Origin of the sequence: Rhizobium sp. Root1334 (assembly GCF_001426665.1) — a bacterium.
GTDB lineage: Bacteria > Pseudomonadota > Alphaproteobacteria > Rhizobiales > Rhizobiaceae > Pararhizobium.
On the sequence record NZ_LMEY01000001.1, the window covers coordinates 139,416 to 157,690 of the forward strand.

Genomic DNA, 18,275 nt, shown 5'->3' on the forward strand with positions numbered 1-18,275 from the left:
TTGAGGCATTGACTCAACGGAAGCTGACTCAAGGTGAGGCGAACAGCCGATGGCATCGCCTCACCTTCTCCCTTCCGCGTTGGGCGCGGATCGGAAACACCGGCGCACTCAGCGCTAAAACCCATGTTGGGGCTTTGTTTCTGAATCAAGAAACGCCTCTAACTGCTTGATAGCAGGACAGCGAACCGTGAAGACATTGAACCAAACATCGCTGTTGACCGGCGCTTTCGCCGGCGTGACCGCTGCCTTGCTTTCGCTTGGCGCGAACACGCAGTCGTCGTTTGCAATCGTGCTTTACGCTGCGTCCGCGCTACCCATCCTGATTGCCGGCCTTGGCTGGGGCAACACCGCCGCGATCACCGCCGTCGTCGTTGCCGGCCTGACCGGCACCGTGCTTGTCTCCCCCTATTTCGCGCTTCTGATCGCCGTCATCACGCTGATCCCTGCCGCATGGCTCAGCCACCTCGCCAACCTCGCCCGTCCGGCGTCCGAGCTTGGCGGCCCTGATGGGGCAATGGCCTGGTATCCGCTCTCGGATATCCTGACCAATCTCGCCATCCTCGTGACGATCGGCATGCTCATCGTCGGCGTCATCATCGGTTACGACGGCGCCATGTCCGACCGGATGATCGATATCGTCATGGAAGCGCTGAAGGCGCAGGAACCCGGCTATAATCCGGATGCCGCCTCGATCGCGCAGATCAAATCGATCTTTTCCGTCGCCCTGCCTATGGTTCAGGGCGCCATCTGGGTGCTGATGCTGTTTGCGGCCTATTACATCGCCACCCGCATCGTCCAGACCTCCGGCAAGAGCCTTCGTCCGCGCGAAGACATGCCCTCGACGCTGCGCATGCACCGCTTTTCGATCTTTGCCTTCCTCGGAGGCCTTTTGCTCGCCTTCACGGGCGGCGTTCCGGCAATCGTCGGCGCCCTCATCTGCGGCACATTCGGCGCCGGATTCATGCTGGCCGGCTTTGCCGTCTTCCATTTCCGCACACGCGGCAAGTCCTGGCGGCTTCCCGTGTTGTGGCTTGGCTATCTGTCGGTTTTGCTCTTCACGATCCCGGCATTCTTCTTTCTCCTGTCGGGTCTGATGGACACGCGGCGCGCCATCGCGCTGTCACCGGCAGGGAAAACCACTGAGACTGACACTAAAGACCTCTGAACAGACACACGAAAGGACTAAACCAATGCAAGTCATTCTTCTCGAACGCGTTGCCAAGCTCGGCCAGATGGGCGAAACCGTCAAGGTTCGCGACGGCTTTGCCCGTAACTACCTGCTGCCGCTCGGCAAGGCGCTGCGCGCCAACGAAGCCAACAAGAAGCGTTTCGAAGCCGAGCGTGCAACGCTTGAAGCCCGTAACCTCGAGCGCAAGTCCGAAGCCCAGGCTGTCGCCGAAACGCTTGGCGGCAAGTCCTTCATCGTCGTCCGTTCGGCCGGCGAAACCGGTCAGCTCTACGGTTCGGTTGCTGCCCGCGACATCGTCGACGTTCTGGCTGCCGAAGGCTTCAACATCGGCCGCAACCAGGTCGACCTGAACAACCCGATCAAGACCATCGGCCTGCACGACGTTGTCCTGCACCTGCATTCGGAAGTCGAAATCAAGGTTCAGATGAACGTTGCCCGTTCGGCTGAAGAAGCTGAGCGTCAGCTCAAGGGCGAAAGCCTGACGTCGGCCGACGCCATCTACGGCGTTGACGAAGACGCCCTGAAGCCGGAAGACTTCTTCAACCCGGAAGCCGAATTCGAAGGCGAAGACGAGTAATCGTCAAAACGATCGGTGCACCGGCGGCACCTATCTTGCCAGACCGGCAAAACGAAAGGCCCGCGATGCAAATCGCGGGCCTTTCGCGTTTCAAGGGTTGATTGGCAATTACTTTAGCAGTTGCGGTTCCGCCGCCTTGTCGACGCTGACCTCCACCGACATGCCCGGCGCCAAAGCTGCTGCCAGCGGTTGGTCCGGATCGATCGAAACGCGAACGCCGACACGCTGGGCCACCTTGGTGAAATTACCGGTGGCATTGTCGGCACGGATGACGCTGAATTCGGAGCCGGCCGCCGGCGAAAAGCGCTCGACATGGCCGTTCAACCGCGCCTTGTTAAGGGCATCCACCGTAAACACCACCGGCTGGCCGATCTTCATCCCATCAAGCTGGGCTTCCTTGAAATTGGCGATGATCCAGACATCCTTCGGCACAACGGCCATCAATTGCGTGCCTGCCGTCACATACTGCCCGAGCCGCGCGCCGACTTCGCCAAGCCTGCCATCCTGCGGCGCGGTGATCGTGGTGTTGTCGAGATCGATCTGCGCCAGCTGGACGGCAGCTTCCGCGCTGCGCACACCGGCTTCGAGCCCTGCCCTGGAGCCGATCGTGGTGGCAAGATTTTGGCGAGACACCTCGATCGCCGCCGTCGCCTGATCGACACCGGCCTTTGCCTGATTAAGCGTTGCCTGAGCGGTGTCGACATCGACCGATGTGGCGATACCCTTTTCGGCCAGCGGTTGAATCCGCACCCAGGCCTGATTGGCCCTCGTCAACGCGGCGGCAGTGATGTCGCGCTGGGCTTCGCTGGCGACGATGCTTGCCCTGGCCGAGAGCTCCTGCTGGTATGAGTTGGCAAGCAACGCCTTCTGCGCGTCCAGCGTACCCTTGGCTTGCGCCAGCTTCTGGGCAAAAATCCGATCGTCGATCTTCACCAAAACCTGCCCTGCCCTGACCGCCTCATAATCCTTGACCGGGACTGCTGCCACATAGCCGGACAGCTGCGGGCTGACGATCGTCACAAAACCGCGAACGTAGGCGTTGTCGGTCATCTCTACGGTGGTGGCAAACGGCGGCAGGCGCCATGCGTAGAGGACCAGTAGCACGCCGGCAAGGCCTGCCAGGAGCGTCAGGATGGTCGCGGGGGAACGAAATGTCTTCAGCATGGATGAACTCTGGGCGTGTCAGGACTGGGTGGCAACCGCACTCGCGGCTGTTTTGTGCGGAATGAGGCGCTGCCAAGCGAGATGTCCGAGCAGCAGGACAAGACCAATGGCGGAGGCAACGGCAATGACGAGAAAGGCGTCGTTATAGGCAAGGATATTGGCTTCGCGCGTCACCTGCTGGCCAAGCAATTGCAGGCCTTCGGCATTCAGCAGCGACTTGTCGGTGATGACCTTGCCATAAGAGGCGGAGAGTTGCGACACGCGCTGCGCCACAAAGGGATTTGTAAGCAGGATATGCTCGACCAGGACGTTGGAGTGGAATTTTTCCCGCAGGGTGACAAAAGAACCGAGCGCCGCCTGTGCCAAAAGCGCTCCGATGCTCTGGGTGAACAGGAAGATCAGCAGGAAATTGACGATGAAAGCTGGCCCCCTGGCCAGGGCGGCAGCAAATCCTCGGGACATGACCGGCGGCAGGAACATCGCAGCGCCCGCCGCCACCATCGCCTGGCTAAGATACATCTGCTCCGGCCGGGTGAGGCTCGTCGATTGGCTGTCGAGAAAGGCGCCGGTGGCGATCAACACCAGGGCCAGCGCATGCGCCGTTTCGACATATCTCGTCAGCATCAGAACCGTGCAGGCTAGCCCGCCGGCAATCGAGGCCATCAGGATGATCGCGTACATCGTCTGCGTCTGCTCGTTGAGCAAACCCAGCTGCATGTAGAAATTGGCCGCTGTCGTGGTCTGCTCGGAACTGACAACACGAAACAGAAGCAGGATGCCGGCCATATGCATGTTCTCTTTCGAGAACACCCAGCGAAGATCGATCAAAGGTAATTTACGCGGCAACTCAAGCGCCACCATCAGCGTCAACGCTGCGATCGATCCGGCCAAAAGCAAACCGAGCCACGACGCCTCGAACCACCAGTAGAGCCGTCCGAGCGTCAAGAAGACCGCCAGACAACCGAAACCAACGGCCAGCAACAGATAACTGAGAATGTCCATCTTCTGGATGACGTTTGCACGTGGCGGCGGCGTCAACGGCAGAAGATAGACGACCGGCAGCGCCATCAATGCCAGCCCCATCTCGAAGGTGTAAAGCGCATGCCAGCCGCCGAGATCCATCAGCGGCGGCGAGATGATGCGGGCGATCGGCGCTGCGAGCGTCGTGTTCATCAAGGCAAGGCTCACCCCCACCGACAATTTACGCGCCGGCGGGAAGGCTTCGAGCATGTAGAGGAAGCCGAGTGTCGACAGAGGCGCCGCCGCCATGCCGCTGAGGAAGCGGACGACGGTTGCCGAATGCAGGTCGGAGACGAAGAGATTGAGGACGGACGCAAAAACGAAACAGATGATGCTGAGTTCGGCAAACCGCCGCAGGCCAAACTGGGCGCGAATCTTGAACAGCCCGATCGACATCGAGGCATAGGGCGCCATGTAAGCGGCCGAGAGCCAGGCGATTTCCGATGTCGTTGCCGAGAGTGATCCTTGAAGCTGGTAGATATTGGCGTTGAGCAGGTTCATGCCCAGGCCCTGTGTAAGAAACAGGAGAAGCGAGGACACCATGTAGATGGCAGCCCTCGCCGGGCTCATCGGCTCCGGCGGCGGCTGGATGGGGAGTGGGACCGGATCGGCGACCGGCGGTTCGCGCTCGATGTCATTGTCATCATCGATCCGCTGGTCCACCGTGCTCATGTGCAGCTCAGTTCCGGCCGATGGCAAGAATATTGCCATTCATCAGGCTGACCACCTGCAAAGCTGTCGCCTTGTCCCGCGCATCGACACCGCCCAGCACCTGTTCACGGATTTCGCAGGCGAGCTTGTCGATTTCGTCGGCGATGCCGCGGCCGTGGGCTGTCATGTGGATCTGCTTGGCACGTCTATCGCTCGCCTCGACCCGCCGCTCGATGAACCCCTGCTTCTCCATACCATCGAGCAGGCGCACGATCGTCGGCGTCTCGATGCCGAGCTCGTCGGCCAGTTCGCGCTGATTGAGGCCATCGCGCTTCGACAGGGCAAACAGGGCTCTGGCACGCGACAGCGTCAGCCCCCGCTCCTTCACCCGCGCATCAAACAGCGCCCGCAGCTTGCGGTTCACCGAAGCCAGCGCATCGAAGAGTTCGCGATTGACGGCGGAGTTCAACATTTCGTACCTTTTTCATATTAGTAGCATACTACTTATTTTAGTCCTACTTAATCGATCGAGGTCCGTCTTTCAAGCTGTTGATCCCGTCTCAGGTAAAAACCGTGTGAACTGCAATGGATCGGGGTAAGACACCGCAACCTACTGCCGGACGCCGATTCGAAAGGAATCCGGTCAACAGGAAATAGCGCTATCGACAGATTTTTCGAGTTCGCCCATAAGCCCCTGTGAACAACGGTGACGGCTGGCCGCTACTGCCACTGTGGCGGCCACTGTTGCAGCCAGGTCATTGACGCTTGGCAGCAAGCCGCTCAAACCGGTGGCACACCAAAAATGACGAAAGACAAAGGCGGAACGCCATGAATGAAGCAGCGCGGAGAATTGTACCCATGACGAAAGATCAGGGCGACACAGCCTATCGCGAAGCGCCAAACAATCTTGAGGCGGAACAGGCGTTGCTGGGCGCTATCCTGGTCAACAACGATGCCTTCTACCGCGTCTCGGACTTTCTGAAGCCCGTCCATCTTAACGAGCCCCTGCACCGTAAAATCTTCGAGGTCGCCGGCGACATCATCCGCATGGGCAAGACCGCCAATCCGGTGACGATCAAGACCTTTCTGAAGGCCGACGAGAAGGTCGGCGACATGACGGTGGCGCAGTATCTTGCCCGCCTCGCCTCGGAAGCCGTCTCGATCATCAACGCGGAGGACTATGGCCGGGCGATCTACGATCTGGCGCTGCGCCGCTCGCTGATCACCATCGGCGAGGACATGGTCAATATCGCCTATGACGCACCGCTCGACATGCCGCCGCAGAGCCAGATCGAAGATGCCGAACGCCGGCTGTTCGAACTTGCCGAAACCGGCCGCTACGACGGCGGCTTTCAGGCGTTCAACGATGCCGTGGCCCTGGCGATCGACATGGCCGGACAGGCCTTCGAGCGCGACGGCCATCTTTCCGGCATTTCCAGCGGCATCCTGTCGCTCGATGCCCGCATGGGCGGGTTGCAACGCTCCGACTTGATCGTTCTGGCCGGACGCCCGGGCATGGGCAAGACCTCGCTTGCCACCAACATCGCCTGGAACGTGGCGCATGCCTATGAACCGGAAGTCCAGGCAGACGGCTCCTTCAAGGCGAAGAATGGCGGCGTTGTCGGTTTCTACTCGCTCGAAATGTCCTCCGAACAGCTGGCCACGCGTATCATCTCCGAGCAGACCGACGTTTCGTCCTCAAAAATCCGGCGCGGTGATATTTCCGAAGCCGAGTTCGAGAAGCTGGTCGTCTTTTCCCAGACGATGCAGAAAACGCCGCTCTATATCGACCAGACCGGTGGTATCTCGATCGCCCAGCTATCGGCCCGCGCCCGCCGCCTGAAGCGCCAGCGCGGCCTCGATTGCCTGGTGGTGGACTATATCCAGCTGATGACCGGCTCGGGAAAGTCCGGCGAAAACCGCGTGCAGGAAATCACCCAGATCACCACGGGCCTGAAGGCGCTCGGCAAGGAACTGAACGTGCCGATCATCGCGCTGTCGCAGCTGTCCCGTCAGGTGGAAAGCCGCGAAGACAAGCGCCCGCAGCTCTCCGACCTGCGTGAATCCGGCTCGATCGAGCAGGACGCCGACGTCGTGCTGTTCGTGTTCCGCGAAGAATATTACGTGAAGAACCTTGAACCGCGCGACGAGTTCGACCCGAAATACGAAGAGTGGAAACAGAAGTTCGAATCGGTCAAGGGCACGGCGGACGTGATCATCGCCAAGCAGCGTCACGGGCCGACCGGCACGGTCAAGCTCGCCTTCCAGTCGGAATTCACCCGCTTCACCGATCTGGCAGATCCGTCCTTCACCCAATACGAGGAACCGTGACCCGCGAAAAATGACCCTTCCCCCGGCAACGGCCGCTGGCCGTGTTGCAAATATCCAGACTTGCGGTTAAGCGGGAAGAAATTTAGCAAAGCCTTCGCAGCCCTTGGCCGCGAAGGGCAGTCTGGAGAAATCAGTTGACGGAAGCTATTATCGCGCTGCTGCAGGTGCTTGCGATCGATCTCGTTCTCGCAGGCGACAATGCCATTGTCATCGGTCTTGCGGCAGCCGGTCTTCCCAAGGAACAGCGTGGCAAGGCGATCCTAATCGGCATCGCTGCAGCCACAGTCCTGCGTATCATCTTCGCCCTTCTCGCCACCCAGCTTCTACAGATTCTCGGTCTTCTGCTCGTCGGCGGCATCCTGCTTCTGTGGGTCTGCTGGAAGATGTGGCGCGAGCTGCGGACGTCCGCGAAGGAGGAAAACGAGGGCCTGGAGACGCTGACCGGCGAAGACATGGACAAGAGCGGCACAGTCGGCAACGGCGCGCCGCGCAAGACGCTGAAGCAGGCCGCAATCCAGATCGTCATCGCTGACGTTTCCATGTCGCTCGATAACGTGCTGGCCGTGGCCGGTGCCGCGCGCGAGCATCCGAACATCCTCATCCTCGGCCTTGCGGTATCCGTCGCGCTGATGGGCATTGCCGCATCGTACATCGCCAAGCTTTTGCACCGCTTCCCCTGGGTTTCCTATCTTGGCCTTGCCATCATCCTCTTCGTCGCGCTGAAGATGATCTACGAAGGCTTCATGGAAGTCGAACCGCTGATCACATCATCGCTGATGTAATCCGGCGGGCGAAACGTCGCCCTTTCCGTGATCGCAACCGTTGCGATCGCGGGCCACACAACGCACGGTGCCGGCCGATGCATGGTGCTGACGATTGCAGCCGCCCCGATCTGGCTGTATCTCTCTTGCCATGGCCAATTTGCACACTCCCCCCTTCGCCGATCCCGCCTTTGAGGCTGCGTCCAACCGTCTGACCATCGATCTCGGTGCGCTCGCCAGCAACTGGCGCCATATGGACAAATTGTCCGGCAAGGCGCGGGCCGCGGCGGTGCTGAAAGCCAATGCCTATGGGATCGGCATCGAACCTGCGGCAAGCACGCTCTATGCCGCAGGTGCCCGGGATTTCTTCGTCGCCAGTGTCGAGGAAGGCGTGGCGCTTCGCCCGATCGTTCCGGATGGCCGCATCCATATTCTTGCCGGTATGTGGCCGGGCAACGAGCAGCTATTCTTCGACAATGGTCTAGTGCCAATCATCAATTCCGAGGAGCAACTGGCCTTCTTCATGTCGGTGCTGTCGGAGCGCGGCGATCATCCTTGCGTCCTACACATCGATACCGGCATGAACCGCCTGGGGCTGACGCTGGACGAAGCACTGGCACTTGCCGGTGATCCGGCTCGCCCCGCGAGCTTCTCGCCCATTCTGGTCATGAGCCATCTCGCCTGCGCCGACGATCAGGCGCATCCGCTCAACCGCCGGCAACTCGAATCATTCCGCGCGGTTACGGCCGCTTTCGAAGGCGTCGAATCAAGCCTTGCCAATTCGGCAGGCATTCATCTGGGACCAGATTTCCATTTCGACATGACCCGCCCGGGCATTGCTACCTATGGCGGCGAAGCCGTCAATGACGTGAAAAATCCGATGAAACCGGTGGTGACGGCCGAGGCGCGCATCCTGCAGATCCGCCGTGTACGGACCGGCGACACGGCAAGCTATGGCGGCTCGGCCCAGTTTTCCCGCGACAGCCGGGTGGCGATCGTCGCCATCGGCTATGCCGACGGCTATCACCGCTCGGTCTCCGGCGGCGGCGTCACCCTGCGCCAGGCGACACCATCGGGTGCCTACGGCTTCCTGCACGGACAGAAGGTGCCGCATCTCGGCCGCGTCACCATGGATCTCAGCCTGTTCGACATCACTGATTTTGCTGACAATGCCGTTCGACCCGGCGACTATATCGAACTGTTCGGCAATCATGTCGCCATCGATGACGTTGCCCGCGCCGGTGGCACGATCGGCTACGAGATGCTGACGAGCCTCGGGAGCCGGTATGAGCGGGCGTATATCGAGGCCTGATAGCTTTTCGAGATTGCGGCTTGGAATCGGGAAAGTGATGTTATAGATTGGAACAAAAGGAGATCATCGCTATTTTTGCAACCTGACCTCCCGCCGCCCCATCCTCGCGTCTCACCTGTCCGCATCCTTCACGGCCGCCAGGACATGACCTCCGAAGACTTCCCCGAAAGCGAAATTTGATGGCGAAAGCCCGGACACAATTCATCTGCCAGAACTGCGGAACCGTTCACGCCCGGTGGGTGGGGAAATGCGAAGGCTGCAACCAGTGGAACACGATCGTCGAGGAAGACCCGATGGGCGGAATCGGCGGCGGGCCTGGCCGGACGCCGAAGAAGGGCCGTCCCGTTGCGCTCACCACGCTATCGGGCGAGATCGAGGATGCACCGCGCATTCAGACGGGGATTTCCGAGCTTGACCGGGCAACCGGCGGCGGGTTCGTGCGCGGTTCGGCCGTGCTGATCGGCGGTGATCCCGGCATCGGCAAATCGACGGTGCTGATGCAGGCGGCCGCGGCTCTCTCGCGGCGCGGTCACAGGATCATCTATGTCTCGGGCGAAGAGGCCGTGGCGCAGGTGCGGCTCCGGGCACAACGGCTGGGGGCTGCCGATACCGAGGTACTTCTGGCTGCCGAAACCAACGTCGAGGATATCCTTGCCACACTCGGCGAAGGTAAGCGGCCGGACCTCGCCATCATCGATTCGATCCAGACGCTTTGGAGCGACACGGCCGATTCGGCACCCGGCACGGTGACGCAGGTGCGCACCGGCGTTCAGGCGATGATCCGTTTTGCCAAGCAGACGGGGGCCGCCATCGTTCTGGTCGGCCACGTCACCAAGGAAGGCCAGATCGCCGGTCCGCGCGTCGTCGAACATATGGTCGATGCTGTACTCTATTTCGAAGGCGACCGCGGCCATCACTACCGCATCCTGCGCACCGTCAAGAATCGTTTTGGCCCGACCGACGAGATCGGCGTGTTCGAGATGTCCGACAAGGGACTGCGCGAAGTCACCAATCCGTCCGAACTGTTTCTCGGCGAGCGTAACGCGAAATCGCCGGGTGCTGCGGTCTTCGCCGGCATGGAGGGGACACGGCCCGTGCTGGTCGAAGTCCAGGCGCTGGTGGCGCCAACATCGCTTGGAACGCCGCGCCGCGCCGTCGTCGGCTGGGATTCGGCACGGCTGTCGATGATCCTTGCGGTGCTCGAGGCCCATTGCGGGGTACGACTCGGTCAGCACGACGTTTATCTCAATATTGCCGGTGGATACCGGATTTCGGAGCCCGCGGCAGACCTTGCGGTCGCTTCCGCATTGGTTTCCTCGCTTGCCGGTCTTGCCCTTCCCTCCGATTGCGTCTATTTCGGCGAAGTCAGTCTGTCCGGGGCCATCCGGCCGGTTGCGCATACCGCCCAGCGCCTTAAAGAAGCCGAAAAACTCGGCTTTTCACAGGCCGTCCTGCCTTCCGCCTCCGCCGACCTGCCCAAGGGCAACGGCATGAGTTGCGCGGAGATGGAAAGCTTGCCGGATCTGGTGGCGCGCATTGCCGGCTCGAAGGGAGCCCTGAAGCAGGCGGATAATGATGATTGAGGAAATTGCCGCTTAAAAATGGCGAATTCCGGTGAAAACAGTGTTCAATCATGGACCATCGAAAGACGCCCCTCGCGTCATCATATATGGTTCGCGAAAAATCAGCGTGGGGCCGTCTCAAGGCGGTTTCGGAGTAGGACAATATGCCCATTACAATTCTCGACGGTATCGTTCTCGGCGTCGCGCTCTTCTCGGCCATTCTGGCGATGGTTCGCGGTTTTTCCCGGGAAGTTCTGTCGGTCGCAAGCTGGGTCGGCGCTGCAGCTGCCGCCTATTTTCTCTACCCATATCTCCTGCCTTACGCCAAGAACTACACCAGCAGCGATACAGTCGCGATGATCGGCTCGGCCGGCGTCGTCTTTCTCGTCGCGCTGATCATCGTCTCCTTCATCACCATGCGGATCGCCGATTTCATCATCGACAGCCGCATCGGGGCGCTGGACCGGACACTCGGCTTTCTCTTTGGCGCGGCGCGTGGCGTCCTGCTGGTCGTCGTCGCCATGCTGTTCTTCAACTGGCTGGTCGCCCCGCAGCAGCAGCCGGTCTGGGTCACAACCGCAAAATCCAAGCCGCTGCTCGACAATCTCGGCGGCAAGCTGATCGCGCTCCTGCCTGAAAATGCCGATGCCACCATTCTCGACCGCCTGCGCGGTAAGGACACGACCGGCGAAGGCGAAAACGAGGCCCCTGCTGGCGCGACCACTCAGCCCCCGGCCGAAGAAACGCCCGCCACCAACGGCGCAGCTACCAACGGCTAAGGCCGGATGCTAAAATGAGAGCCCGCTCCGGCGGGCTCTGTGCATTTTGCAATGATGATATGCGAAACCCTCAAGTCATGACGGCTTGAAGGCCGCAAGACCCGATACGATATGCCAAACGCGTTCCAGCCGTTAACACAAAGGCCAACAGCGATGACCCATTTGCGAGCCGCAGAAATTCACGATGAGATCGACGGCGACACGCTGCATGAAGAATGCGGCGTGTTCGGCATTCTGGGACACCCGGATGCCGCGACGCTGACGGCGCTCGGGCTGCACGCCCTGCAGCATCGCGGCCAGGAAGCCGCCGGTATCGTCACCTTCGACGGCAAGCAGTTCCATACCGAAAAGCGCATGGGCTTGGTCGGCGACCACTATACCGACCCCGCAGTTCTCGCAAAGCTGCCCGGCTCGATTGCCATCGGCCATACGCGCTATTCGACCACGGGCGAAGTGGCACTGCGCAACGTGCAGCCGCTGTTTGCCGAACTCGAAGTCGGTGGTATCGCCATTGCCCATAACGGCAACTTCACCAACGGCCTGACGCTGCGCCGCCAGATCATCGCCACCGGCGCCATCTGTCAGTCGACATCGGATACCGAAGTCGTGCTTCATCTCATCGCCCGCTCGCGCCACACCTCGACAGCCGACCGCTTCATCGATGCCATCCGCCAGATGGAAGGCGGTTATTCGATGGTGGCCATGACCCGCACCAAGCTGATCGCGGCCCGCGACCCCACCGGCATCCGGCCGCTGGTGATGGGCGAACTCGACGGCAAGCCGATCTTCTGCTCGGAAACCTGCGCACTCGACATTATCGGTGCGAAGTACATCCGCGACGTCGAGAACGGCGAAGTGATCATCTGCGAGATCCAGGCCGATGGCTCGATCCAGATCGATGCGCGCAAGCCCGTCAATCCGCAGCCGGAGCGGCTCTGCCTGTTCGAATATGTTTATTTTGCCCGTCCCGATTCCGTGGTCGGCGGCCGTAGCGTCTATGTGGCCCGCAAGAACATGGGCATCAACCTTGCCAAGGAATCGCCGGTCGAGGCCGATGTCGTCGTCCCGGTGCCGGATGGCGGTACGCCCGCAGCGCTCGGCTATGCCCAGCAGAGCGGCATTCCGTTCGAATACGGCATCATCCGCAACCACTATGTCGGCCGTACCTTTATCGAGCCGACGCAGCAAATCCGCGCCTTCGGTGTCAAGCTGAAGCATTCGGCCAACCGCGCGATGATCGAAGGCAAGCGTGTCGTGCTCGTCGATGATTCGATCGTGCGTGGCACAACCTCGCTGAAGATCGTCCAGATGATCCGGGATGCCGGCGCAACCGAAGTTCACATCCGCGTTGCCAGCCCGATGATTTTCTTCCCGGATTTCTACGGCATCGACACGCCGAATGCCGAAAAGCTGCTCGCCAACCAGTACAACGACATCAAGGCGATGGCGAAATTCATCGGCGCCGATTCGCTGGAGTTCCTGACGATCGATGGCTTGTATCGCGCCGTCGGCGGCGAGGACCGCAACAATGCCCGGCCGCAGTTTACCGATCACTATTTCACCGGCGACTATCCGACACGGTTGCTCGACAAGAATGGTGAAGCCGTAAGCCCCAAGCTTTCCATGCTTGCCAGCAATGGCTGATCCCCTTCCTTGAGCCCGAAAGGGCTTGAGGATCGCGCTTGTTCCCTCAACATCCGGTTCCCGGCTTGCGCGGGAAGCAGGACGTGTGGCACAGCAAGCCCGCATCAATGAATTCGGAGCCACCCAGACATGATCGATCTCAAAGGCCGCATTGCCTTGGTCACCGGCGCATCGCGCGGTATCGGCTATTTCACCGCACTTGAACTGGCGAAAGCCGGCGCACAGGTCATCGCCTGCGCCCGCACGGTCGGCGGCCTGGAAGATCTCGATGACGCAATCAAGTCCGCGGGCGGCCTGCCCGCAACGCTGGTTCCTTTCGACCTTGCAGATATGGCAGCGATCGACAAGCTCGGCGGCGCCATCAACGAACGCTGGGGCAAGCTCGACATTCTCGTCGCCAATGCAGGCGTGCTTGGCGTCATCTCGCCGGTCGGCCATGTCGAGGCCAAGGTGTTTGAAAAGGTGATGACCGTCAACGTCACGGCCACCTGGCGGCTGATCCGGTCCGTTGATCCGCTGCTGCAGCAGTCCGATGCCGGACGCGCGCTGGTCCTGTCGTCAAGCGCCGCCCATAAGTGCAAGCCCTTCTGGGGACCCTACTCCGCCTCCAAGGCCGCCGTCGAAGCGCTGGCCCGCACCTGGGCCGGGGAAACGCAGCGCCTGCCCTTGCGCATCCTCTCGGTCGATCCCGGCGCCACCCGCACTGCCATGCGGGCACAGGCCATTCCAGGCGAAGACCCGTCGACTGTACCGCATCCGTCCGAGGTGGCCGCAAAGTTGCTGCCGCTGGTTGGTCCGGATCAGACGGAGACCGGCAAGCTCTTCATCGTCCGCGAAAACCGCATCGCCGACTACCGCCTGCCGGATTGAGATTCTTCGCAGCTGCGTGAACGCCGGCACAAAAAAGCCGCCCGCAACAACGTTGCCGGCGGCATTTTCTATGAACTCAATGTCATGTCTAAGTCTTGTCGCCCGGCAGGCCATCTTCTCCGGGCTGCGAATGATCGGGGTGACCCGGCCATTTGCTGCCATATTTGCGGTGCCAGGCGCGCGCGCCGAACGGTAGCGTCAGCAGATAGCCGACGGCGGTAATGGCCATCGTTTCCCACGTAAAGCTCATCAGCGTTGCGACATAGAGCACAACAACCAGAATGACCGGGAGAACCAGATCGCGACGGACGCGGTTTTCCGACTTGCCCGACCAGACCGGCAGACGGCTGACGAGCAGGAATGCAATGAGGGCGGTGTAGGCGGACGAAATCAGGCCCAGCACGCGGTCCGTCTCGACGCCCAGCAGCCCAAGATAGACGGGCAGCAAAACCAGCATGGCTCCGGCCGGGGCCGGCACGCCGACGAAATACTCCGACTGCCATTTGGCCTTGATGTCGCGCTCGGCCATGACGTTGAAACGGGCCAGACGAAGACCGGCGGCGATGACGTAGATCAGCGCTGCGATCCAGCCAAACGACCGTGCCTGATCAAGCACATAGGCATAGAGGACGAGCGCCGGCGCGACGCCGAAATTGACGATGTCGGCGAGCGAATCCATCTGCACGCCGAACTTCGACGTTGCCTTCAAGAGACGGGCGACGCGCCCGTCGATACCATCGAGGAAGGCTGCGACCAGCACCATGGCAACGGCAAGCTCGAAGCGGCCTTCGAAGGCGAGACGAATGCCGGAAAGCCCGGCACAGATGGCAAGCACCGTAATCAGGTTGGGCACGAGCAGCCGCAACGGAATTTCTCGAAGGCGCGGGCCACGGGCCTCGTCGTCGTTCGGACCGTGCGGGTCAAAGGGCGGAAAGGGCGTTTCCATGATCTGCTCCTGTTTCGCTTTCGCCTCTTGCATCAACCGCGACGGCTGATGACCGGTCCCTTGGCAGAGCCGAATTCCGCCAGAACGGTTTCACCGGCAATGGCCGTCTGGCCAAGGCTGACGCGGGGCTCGGCACCTTCCGGCAGGAAGACATCGAGGCGCGAGCCAAAGCGGATGAGGCCGAACCGTTCGCCCACCTGCAGCGTGTCGTTCGGGGCCGACCAGCACATGATGCGCCGGGCAACAAGGCCGGCAATCTGGACGACACCGATGTCGCCATGCGTGGTTTCGATGACGAGGCCGTTGCGCTCGTTCTCGTGGCTCGCCTTGTCGAGTTCGGCATTGACGAATTTACCGGCCCGGTAGGCGATCCGGCTGATCTTGCCGCGCATCGGCGCACGGTTCACATGGCAATTGAAGACATTCATGAACACGGTGATGCGCAGCATCGGCACCGTTCCAAGGCCAAGCTCTTCCGGCGGCGTCATCATCGCGATCGACGAGACGCGGCCATCGGCCGGGCTGATCACCAGATCGTCGTCGAGCGGCGTCATACGCTCGGGATCGCGGAAGAAATACGCGCACCAGGCTGTCAGGATGAAGCCGACCCACATCAGTGGCTCCCAGAGGAAACCGAGAACCAGCGAAACAACGAAGAAACCGGCAATAAAGCGATAACCTTCCTTGTGCACCGGAACCAGTGTGTTGCGCACTGTGTTGATCAAGCTCATCTTACGGCATCTCCTGCAAATTTAACGCCATCGACCTAACCTGAAAACATGGCGGGAGCAATGCGGGGCGGTTGCTTTGCAGCCATGTTGACAATCTACGTGCGACGAAAGAAAATCTCCTTGTTGCTGTAGGGCGCATCGGCAGGAGCCGAAGGGGCTAAGCCCACCTACGACAGAAACCGTAGTTGCGCCCATGCCAAACATCGAAAACCTGAAGAAGCAGGCCAAGCGATATCTGCGCTGGCATCGTGAACGGCACCATCCCGTGGCGGCGGTCATTCGCGCCACCCTGCCCCGTTTCAGGCATCTCGCTGACCGCGACGTACTGGATGCACCGTTCTCGCTGGCCGATGCACAGGAGCTTGTTGCCCGCCAGAATGGATTTGAGCGATGGGAGGCGCTGACGACAGGAACCCACGCCATGAACAATCCCACCGGGACAATCTCTGAACGTCCCTATCTCAGCGGGACAGAGGCGGTTCTCTATGTCTCCGACTTCGCCGCATCCCTCAGTTTCTTCACCGGAAAACTCGGCTTTGCCGTCGATTTCTCCTATGGTGATCCGCCATTCTTCGGCATCGTTAAACGAGACAAGGCGCGGCTTTGCCTTCGGCTTGTTTCAGAGCCTGTGTTCGTGGGCGATATCCGCCAGCGTGAGGAACTGCTGTCGGCGGCGATAACGCTCGACAGCGCCGCTGATATCAAGGCACTCTTCCTTGAGTATCAGGCGGCCGGGATTACCTTTCAGCAGACATTGAAGACACAGCCCTGGGGCGCACGGACTTTCATCGTGCTTGATCCGAACGGCAACCTGATCCTGTTTGCAGGACCGGGCGACTGACGCTCAGACCGCTGCCGGGCCACGAACGATGACGCCGAGATCGTCGCTCTCGCGCACCTTCTTGAGTGTCTCTTCCGCCTGCGTTGCCTCACGCTGACGGTTCCACATCGAGGCGTAGAGACCGTCTCGGTCGATCAGTTCGCCATGGGTGCCTCGCTCGGCGATGCCGCCGTCCTTCAGGACGATGATCTCATCGGCATGGATGACGGTGGACAGCCGGTGAGCGATCACCAGCGTCGTGCGGTTCTGCGAGACGATGTCGAGGGCCGTCTGGATTTCCTGCTCGGTGCGGGTATCGAGCGCCGAGGTTGCCTCGTCGAGAATCAGGATCGGTGGACTTTTCAAAACGGTGCGGGCGATCGCCACGCGCTGTTTCTCGCCGCCAGACAGCTTCAGGCCGCGCTCACCGACCATGGCGCCATAGCCTTCCGGCAGGCTCTTGATGAAACCGCCGATCTGGGCGATGTCGGCTGCCGCCTCGACCTCCGCTTGTGTGGCGGAGATGCGGCCGTAGCGGATATTGTAGGCAATGGTGTCATTGAACAGCACGGTATCCTGCGGCACCATGCCGATGACGGCGCGCAGGCTCTTCTGCTTCACGTCGCGCACGTCCTGACCATCGATGGTGATCGAACCGTCCTGCACGTCGTAGAACCGGTAGAGCAGCCGCGACAAGGTTGATTTTCCGGCACCCGAGGGACCGACGACGGCGACCGTCTTTCCGGCCGGCACCTCGAAAGAGATGCCCTTGAGGATCGGCCGGGCCGGATCATAGGCGAAATGCACATCCTTGAAGGCGATGGCGCCCTTGTCGATCGCCAGTTCCTTGGCATCCGGGCTATCGACGACCTCTGCCTCGACTTCCAGCAGGTCGAACATCTGCTCGATATCCGTCAGGCCCTGACGGATTTCGCGGTAGACGAAGCCGATGAAATTGAGCGGAATGGAAAGCTGCATCAGCATGGCGTTGATGAAGACGAAATCGCCGAGCGACTGTTCGCCGCGCTGCACCGCCAGGGCGGACATTACCATCATCACCGCGGTGCCTGCGCCGAAAATCACCGCCTGGCCGAAGTTCAGCCAGCCAAGCGACGTCCAGACCTGCGTCGCCGAACGCTCGTAGCGCTCCATCGACTGATCGAAGCGCTGGGCTTCCATCTGCTCGTTGCCGAAATACTTTACGGTTTCGAAGTTCAACAGAGAATCGATCGCCTTGGTGTTGGCGTCGGTATCGCTGTCGTTCATCGAGCGGCGGATCGCAATACGCCAGTCGCTGGCCTTGATGGTGAACCAGATATAGAGGGCGACGGTGACGGCCGTGACCAGCAGGTAGCTGAACCCGTACCCCCACCAGAAGATCACCGCCGTCATCAGGAACTCGATTAGCGTCGGCACCGTGTTGAGGATGGTGAAGCGGACGATCGTTTCTATGCCCTTGGTGCCGCGCTCGATGATGCGCGACAGGCCGCCGGTGCGCCGCTCCAGATGGAAGCGCAGCGACAGCTGATGCATGTGGACGAAGGTGCGATAGGCAAGCTGGCGCACCGCATGCTGGCCGACACTGGCAAACAGCGCATCGCGCAGCTGGTTGAGACCAGCCTGCAACAGGCGGGCAAGATTATAAGCCAGCACCAGCATGACGGCACCGGTGAAGACCGCCGGCAGGACGCCGACAATATCGGTCTTGCCGTTAAGCGCATCGGTCGCCCATTTGAAAAAATAGGGAACAAGCAGCAGCACGACCTTGGCGACCAGCAGGATCACGGTCGCCCAGACGACCCGCATCTTCAGATCGGTGCGGTCACTCGGCCACATATAGGGCCAGAGATTGATGATCGTCTGCAGCGGATTACCCGAATCCGCCGATACCGTTTTCTTTTGCGCTGCCACGTCCTGT

At 60.8% G+C, this 18,275-nt stretch carries 16 protein-coding genes; 10 read left to right on the forward strand and 6 right to left on the reverse strand.

Annotation, left to right across the window (positions count from 1 at the left end):
• The first annotated feature begins 187 nt into the window (after positions 1-187).
• Entirely contained in the window at positions 188-1,165 is a 978-nt protein-coding gene (locus ASD36_RS00650) for a DUF2232 domain-containing protein (protein ID WP_060503550.1), read from the forward strand.
• A gap of 25 nt (positions 1,166-1,190) precedes the next feature.
• Positions 1,191-1,766, forward strand: a complete 576-nt coding sequence (gene rplI / locus ASD36_RS00655) for a 50S ribosomal protein L9 (protein WP_060503551.1) — start codon at positions 1,191-1,193, stop codon at positions 1,764-1,766.
• Positions 1,767-1,874: 108 nt separating this feature from the next.
• Here the strand turns inward: rplI and ASD36_RS00660 are convergent, their stop codons facing one another.
• The 3 genes from ASD36_RS00660 to ASD36_RS00670 all read right to left on the reverse strand — a co-directional run bounded on the left by ASD36_RS00660 (position 1,875) and on the right by ASD36_RS00670 (position 5,073).
• Positions 1,875-2,930, reverse strand: coding sequence for an HlyD family secretion protein (locus ASD36_RS00660; protein ID WP_060503552.1), 1,056 nt, complete (start codon positions 2,928-2,930; stop codon positions 1,875-1,877).
• Positions 2,931-2,948: 18 nt separating this feature from the next.
• Positions 2,949-4,520, reverse strand: a complete 1,572-nt coding sequence (locus ASD36_RS00665) for an MFS transporter (RefSeq protein ID WP_244482047.1) — start codon at positions 4,518-4,520, stop codon at positions 2,949-2,951.
• 109 nt (positions 4,521-4,629) lie between these two features.
• On the reverse strand, positions 4,630-5,073 hold the full coding sequence (locus ASD36_RS00670; protein WP_060503554.1) for a MarR family transcriptional regulator: 444 nt from the start codon (positions 5,071-5,073) through the stop codon (positions 4,630-4,632).
• A 356-nt stretch (positions 5,074-5,429) separates the two neighbouring features.
• Here ASD36_RS00670 and ASD36_RS00675 point away from each other — a divergent pair, with 356 nt between their 5' ends.
• The 7 genes from ASD36_RS00675 (at position 5,430) to ASD36_RS00705 (ending at position 13,860) form a co-directional block, all read left to right on the forward strand.
• Positions 5,430-6,932, forward strand: coding sequence for a replicative DNA helicase (locus ASD36_RS00675; protein WP_060503555.1), 1,503 nt, complete (start codon positions 5,430-5,432; stop codon positions 6,930-6,932).
• A 134-nt stretch (positions 6,933-7,066) separates the two neighbouring features.
• On the forward strand, positions 7,067-7,714 hold the full coding sequence (locus ASD36_RS00680; protein WP_060503556.1) for a TerC family protein: 648 nt from the start codon (positions 7,067-7,069) through the stop codon (positions 7,712-7,714).
• Positions 7,715-7,844: 130 nt separating this feature from the next.
• Complete coding sequence (gene alr / locus ASD36_RS00685; RefSeq protein WP_060503557.1) at positions 7,845-9,005, forward strand: alanine racemase; 1,161 nt, start codon at positions 7,845-7,847, stop codon at positions 9,003-9,005.
• 179 nt (positions 9,006-9,184) lie between these two features.
• A complete protein-coding gene (gene radA, locus ASD36_RS00690) occupies positions 9,185-10,588 on the forward strand; it encodes a DNA repair protein RadA (RefSeq protein ID WP_060503558.1) in 1,404 nt (467 codons plus the stop codon).
• Between the two features lie 143 nt (positions 10,589-10,731).
• Entirely contained in the window at positions 10,732-11,346 is a 615-nt protein-coding gene (locus ASD36_RS00695) for a CvpA family protein (RefSeq protein ID WP_060503559.1), read from the forward strand.
• A 153-nt stretch (positions 11,347-11,499) separates the two neighbouring features.
• Entirely contained in the window at positions 11,500-12,990 is a 1,491-nt protein-coding gene (gene purF, locus ASD36_RS00700) for an amidophosphoribosyltransferase (protein WP_060503560.1), read from the forward strand.
• A 129-nt stretch (positions 12,991-13,119) separates the two neighbouring features.
• Positions 13,120-13,860, forward strand: coding sequence for an SDR family NAD(P)-dependent oxidoreductase (locus ASD36_RS00705; protein ID WP_060503561.1), 741 nt, complete (start codon positions 13,120-13,122; stop codon positions 13,858-13,860).
• 88 nt (positions 13,861-13,948) lie between these two features.
• Here ASD36_RS00705 and pssA read toward each other — a convergent pair whose 3' ends face one another.
• Together pssA and ASD36_RS00715 are read right to left on the reverse strand one after the other, a co-directional pair.
• On the reverse strand, positions 13,949-14,806 hold the full coding sequence (pssA, locus tag ASD36_RS00710) for a CDP-diacylglycerol--serine O-phosphatidyltransferase (RefSeq protein WP_060503811.1): 858 nt from the start codon (positions 14,804-14,806) through the stop codon (positions 13,949-13,951).
• Positions 14,807-14,838: 32 nt separating this feature from the next.
• The gene (locus ASD36_RS00715; RefSeq protein ID WP_060503562.1) at positions 14,839-15,537 is read right to left on the reverse strand and encodes a phosphatidylserine decarboxylase; all 699 of its coding nucleotides are present in this window, start codon (positions 15,535-15,537) and stop codon (positions 14,839-14,841) included.
• Positions 15,538-15,730: 193 nt separating this feature from the next.
• Between ASD36_RS00715 and ASD36_RS00720 the strand changes: the two genes are divergently transcribed.
• On the forward strand, positions 15,731-16,378 hold the full coding sequence (locus ASD36_RS00720; RefSeq protein ID WP_060503563.1) for a VOC family protein: 648 nt from the start codon (positions 15,731-15,733) through the stop codon (positions 16,376-16,378).
• Between the two features lie 3 nt (positions 16,379-16,381).
• On the opposite strand, the gene ASD36_RS00725 is transcribed toward ASD36_RS00720, so the two are convergent.
• Positions 16,382-18,268 carry an ABC transporter ATP-binding protein/permease gene (locus tag ASD36_RS00725; protein WP_060503564.1) on the reverse strand — a complete coding sequence of 629 codons (1,887 nt, stop codon included), beginning with the start codon at positions 18,266-18,268 and terminating at the stop codon, positions 16,382-16,384.
• Between the last annotated feature and the right edge of the window lie 7 nt (positions 18,269-18,275).

Excerpts from the sequence above, each read along its gene's own strand:
- rplI (WP_060503551.1), top strand. The coding sequence starts at position 1,191 with ATGCAAGTCATTCTTCTCGAACGCGTTGCCAAGCTCGGCCAGATGGGC.
- radA (WP_060503558.1), top strand. The coding sequence starts at position 9,185 with ATGGCGAAAGCCCGGACACAATTCATCTGCCAGAACTGCGGAACCGTT.
- purF (WP_060503560.1), top strand. The coding sequence starts at position 11,500 with ATGACCCATTTGCGAGCCGCAGAAATTCACGATGAGATCGACGGCGAC.
- ASD36_RS00660 (WP_060503552.1), bottom strand. The coding sequence starts at position 2,930 with ATGCTGAAGACATTTCGTTCCCCCGCGACCATCCTGACGCTCCTGGCA.
- ASD36_RS00715 (WP_060503562.1), bottom strand. The coding sequence starts at position 15,537 with ATGAGCTTGATCAACACAGTGCGCAACACACTGGTTCCGGTGCACAAG.
- pssA (WP_060503811.1), bottom strand. The coding sequence starts at position 14,806 with ATGGAAACGCCCTTTCCGCCCTTTGACCCGCACGGTCCGAACGACGAC.
- alr (WP_060503557.1), top strand. The coding sequence starts at position 7,845 with ATGGCCAATTTGCACACTCCCCCCTTCGCCGATCCCGCCTTTGAGGCT.
- ASD36_RS00675 (WP_060503555.1), top strand. The coding sequence starts at position 5,430 with ATGAATGAAGCAGCGCGGAGAATTGTACCCATGACGAAAGATCAGGGC.
- ASD36_RS00670 (WP_060503554.1), bottom strand. The coding sequence starts at position 5,073 with ATGTTGAACTCCGCCGTCAATCGCGAACTCTTCGATGCGCTGGCTTCG.
- ASD36_RS00695 (WP_060503559.1), top strand. The coding sequence starts at position 10,732 with ATGCCCATTACAATTCTCGACGGTATCGTTCTCGGCGTCGCGCTCTTC.
- ASD36_RS00720 (WP_060503563.1), top strand. The coding sequence starts at position 15,731 with ATGCCAAACATCGAAAACCTGAAGAAGCAGGCCAAGCGATATCTGCGC.
- ASD36_RS00705 (WP_060503561.1), top strand. The coding sequence starts at position 13,120 with ATGATCGATCTCAAAGGCCGCATTGCCTTGGTCACCGGCGCATCGCGC.
- ASD36_RS00665 (WP_244482047.1), bottom strand. The coding sequence starts at position 4,520 with ATGAGCCCGGCGAGGGCTGCCATCTACATGGTGTCCTCGCTTCTCCTG.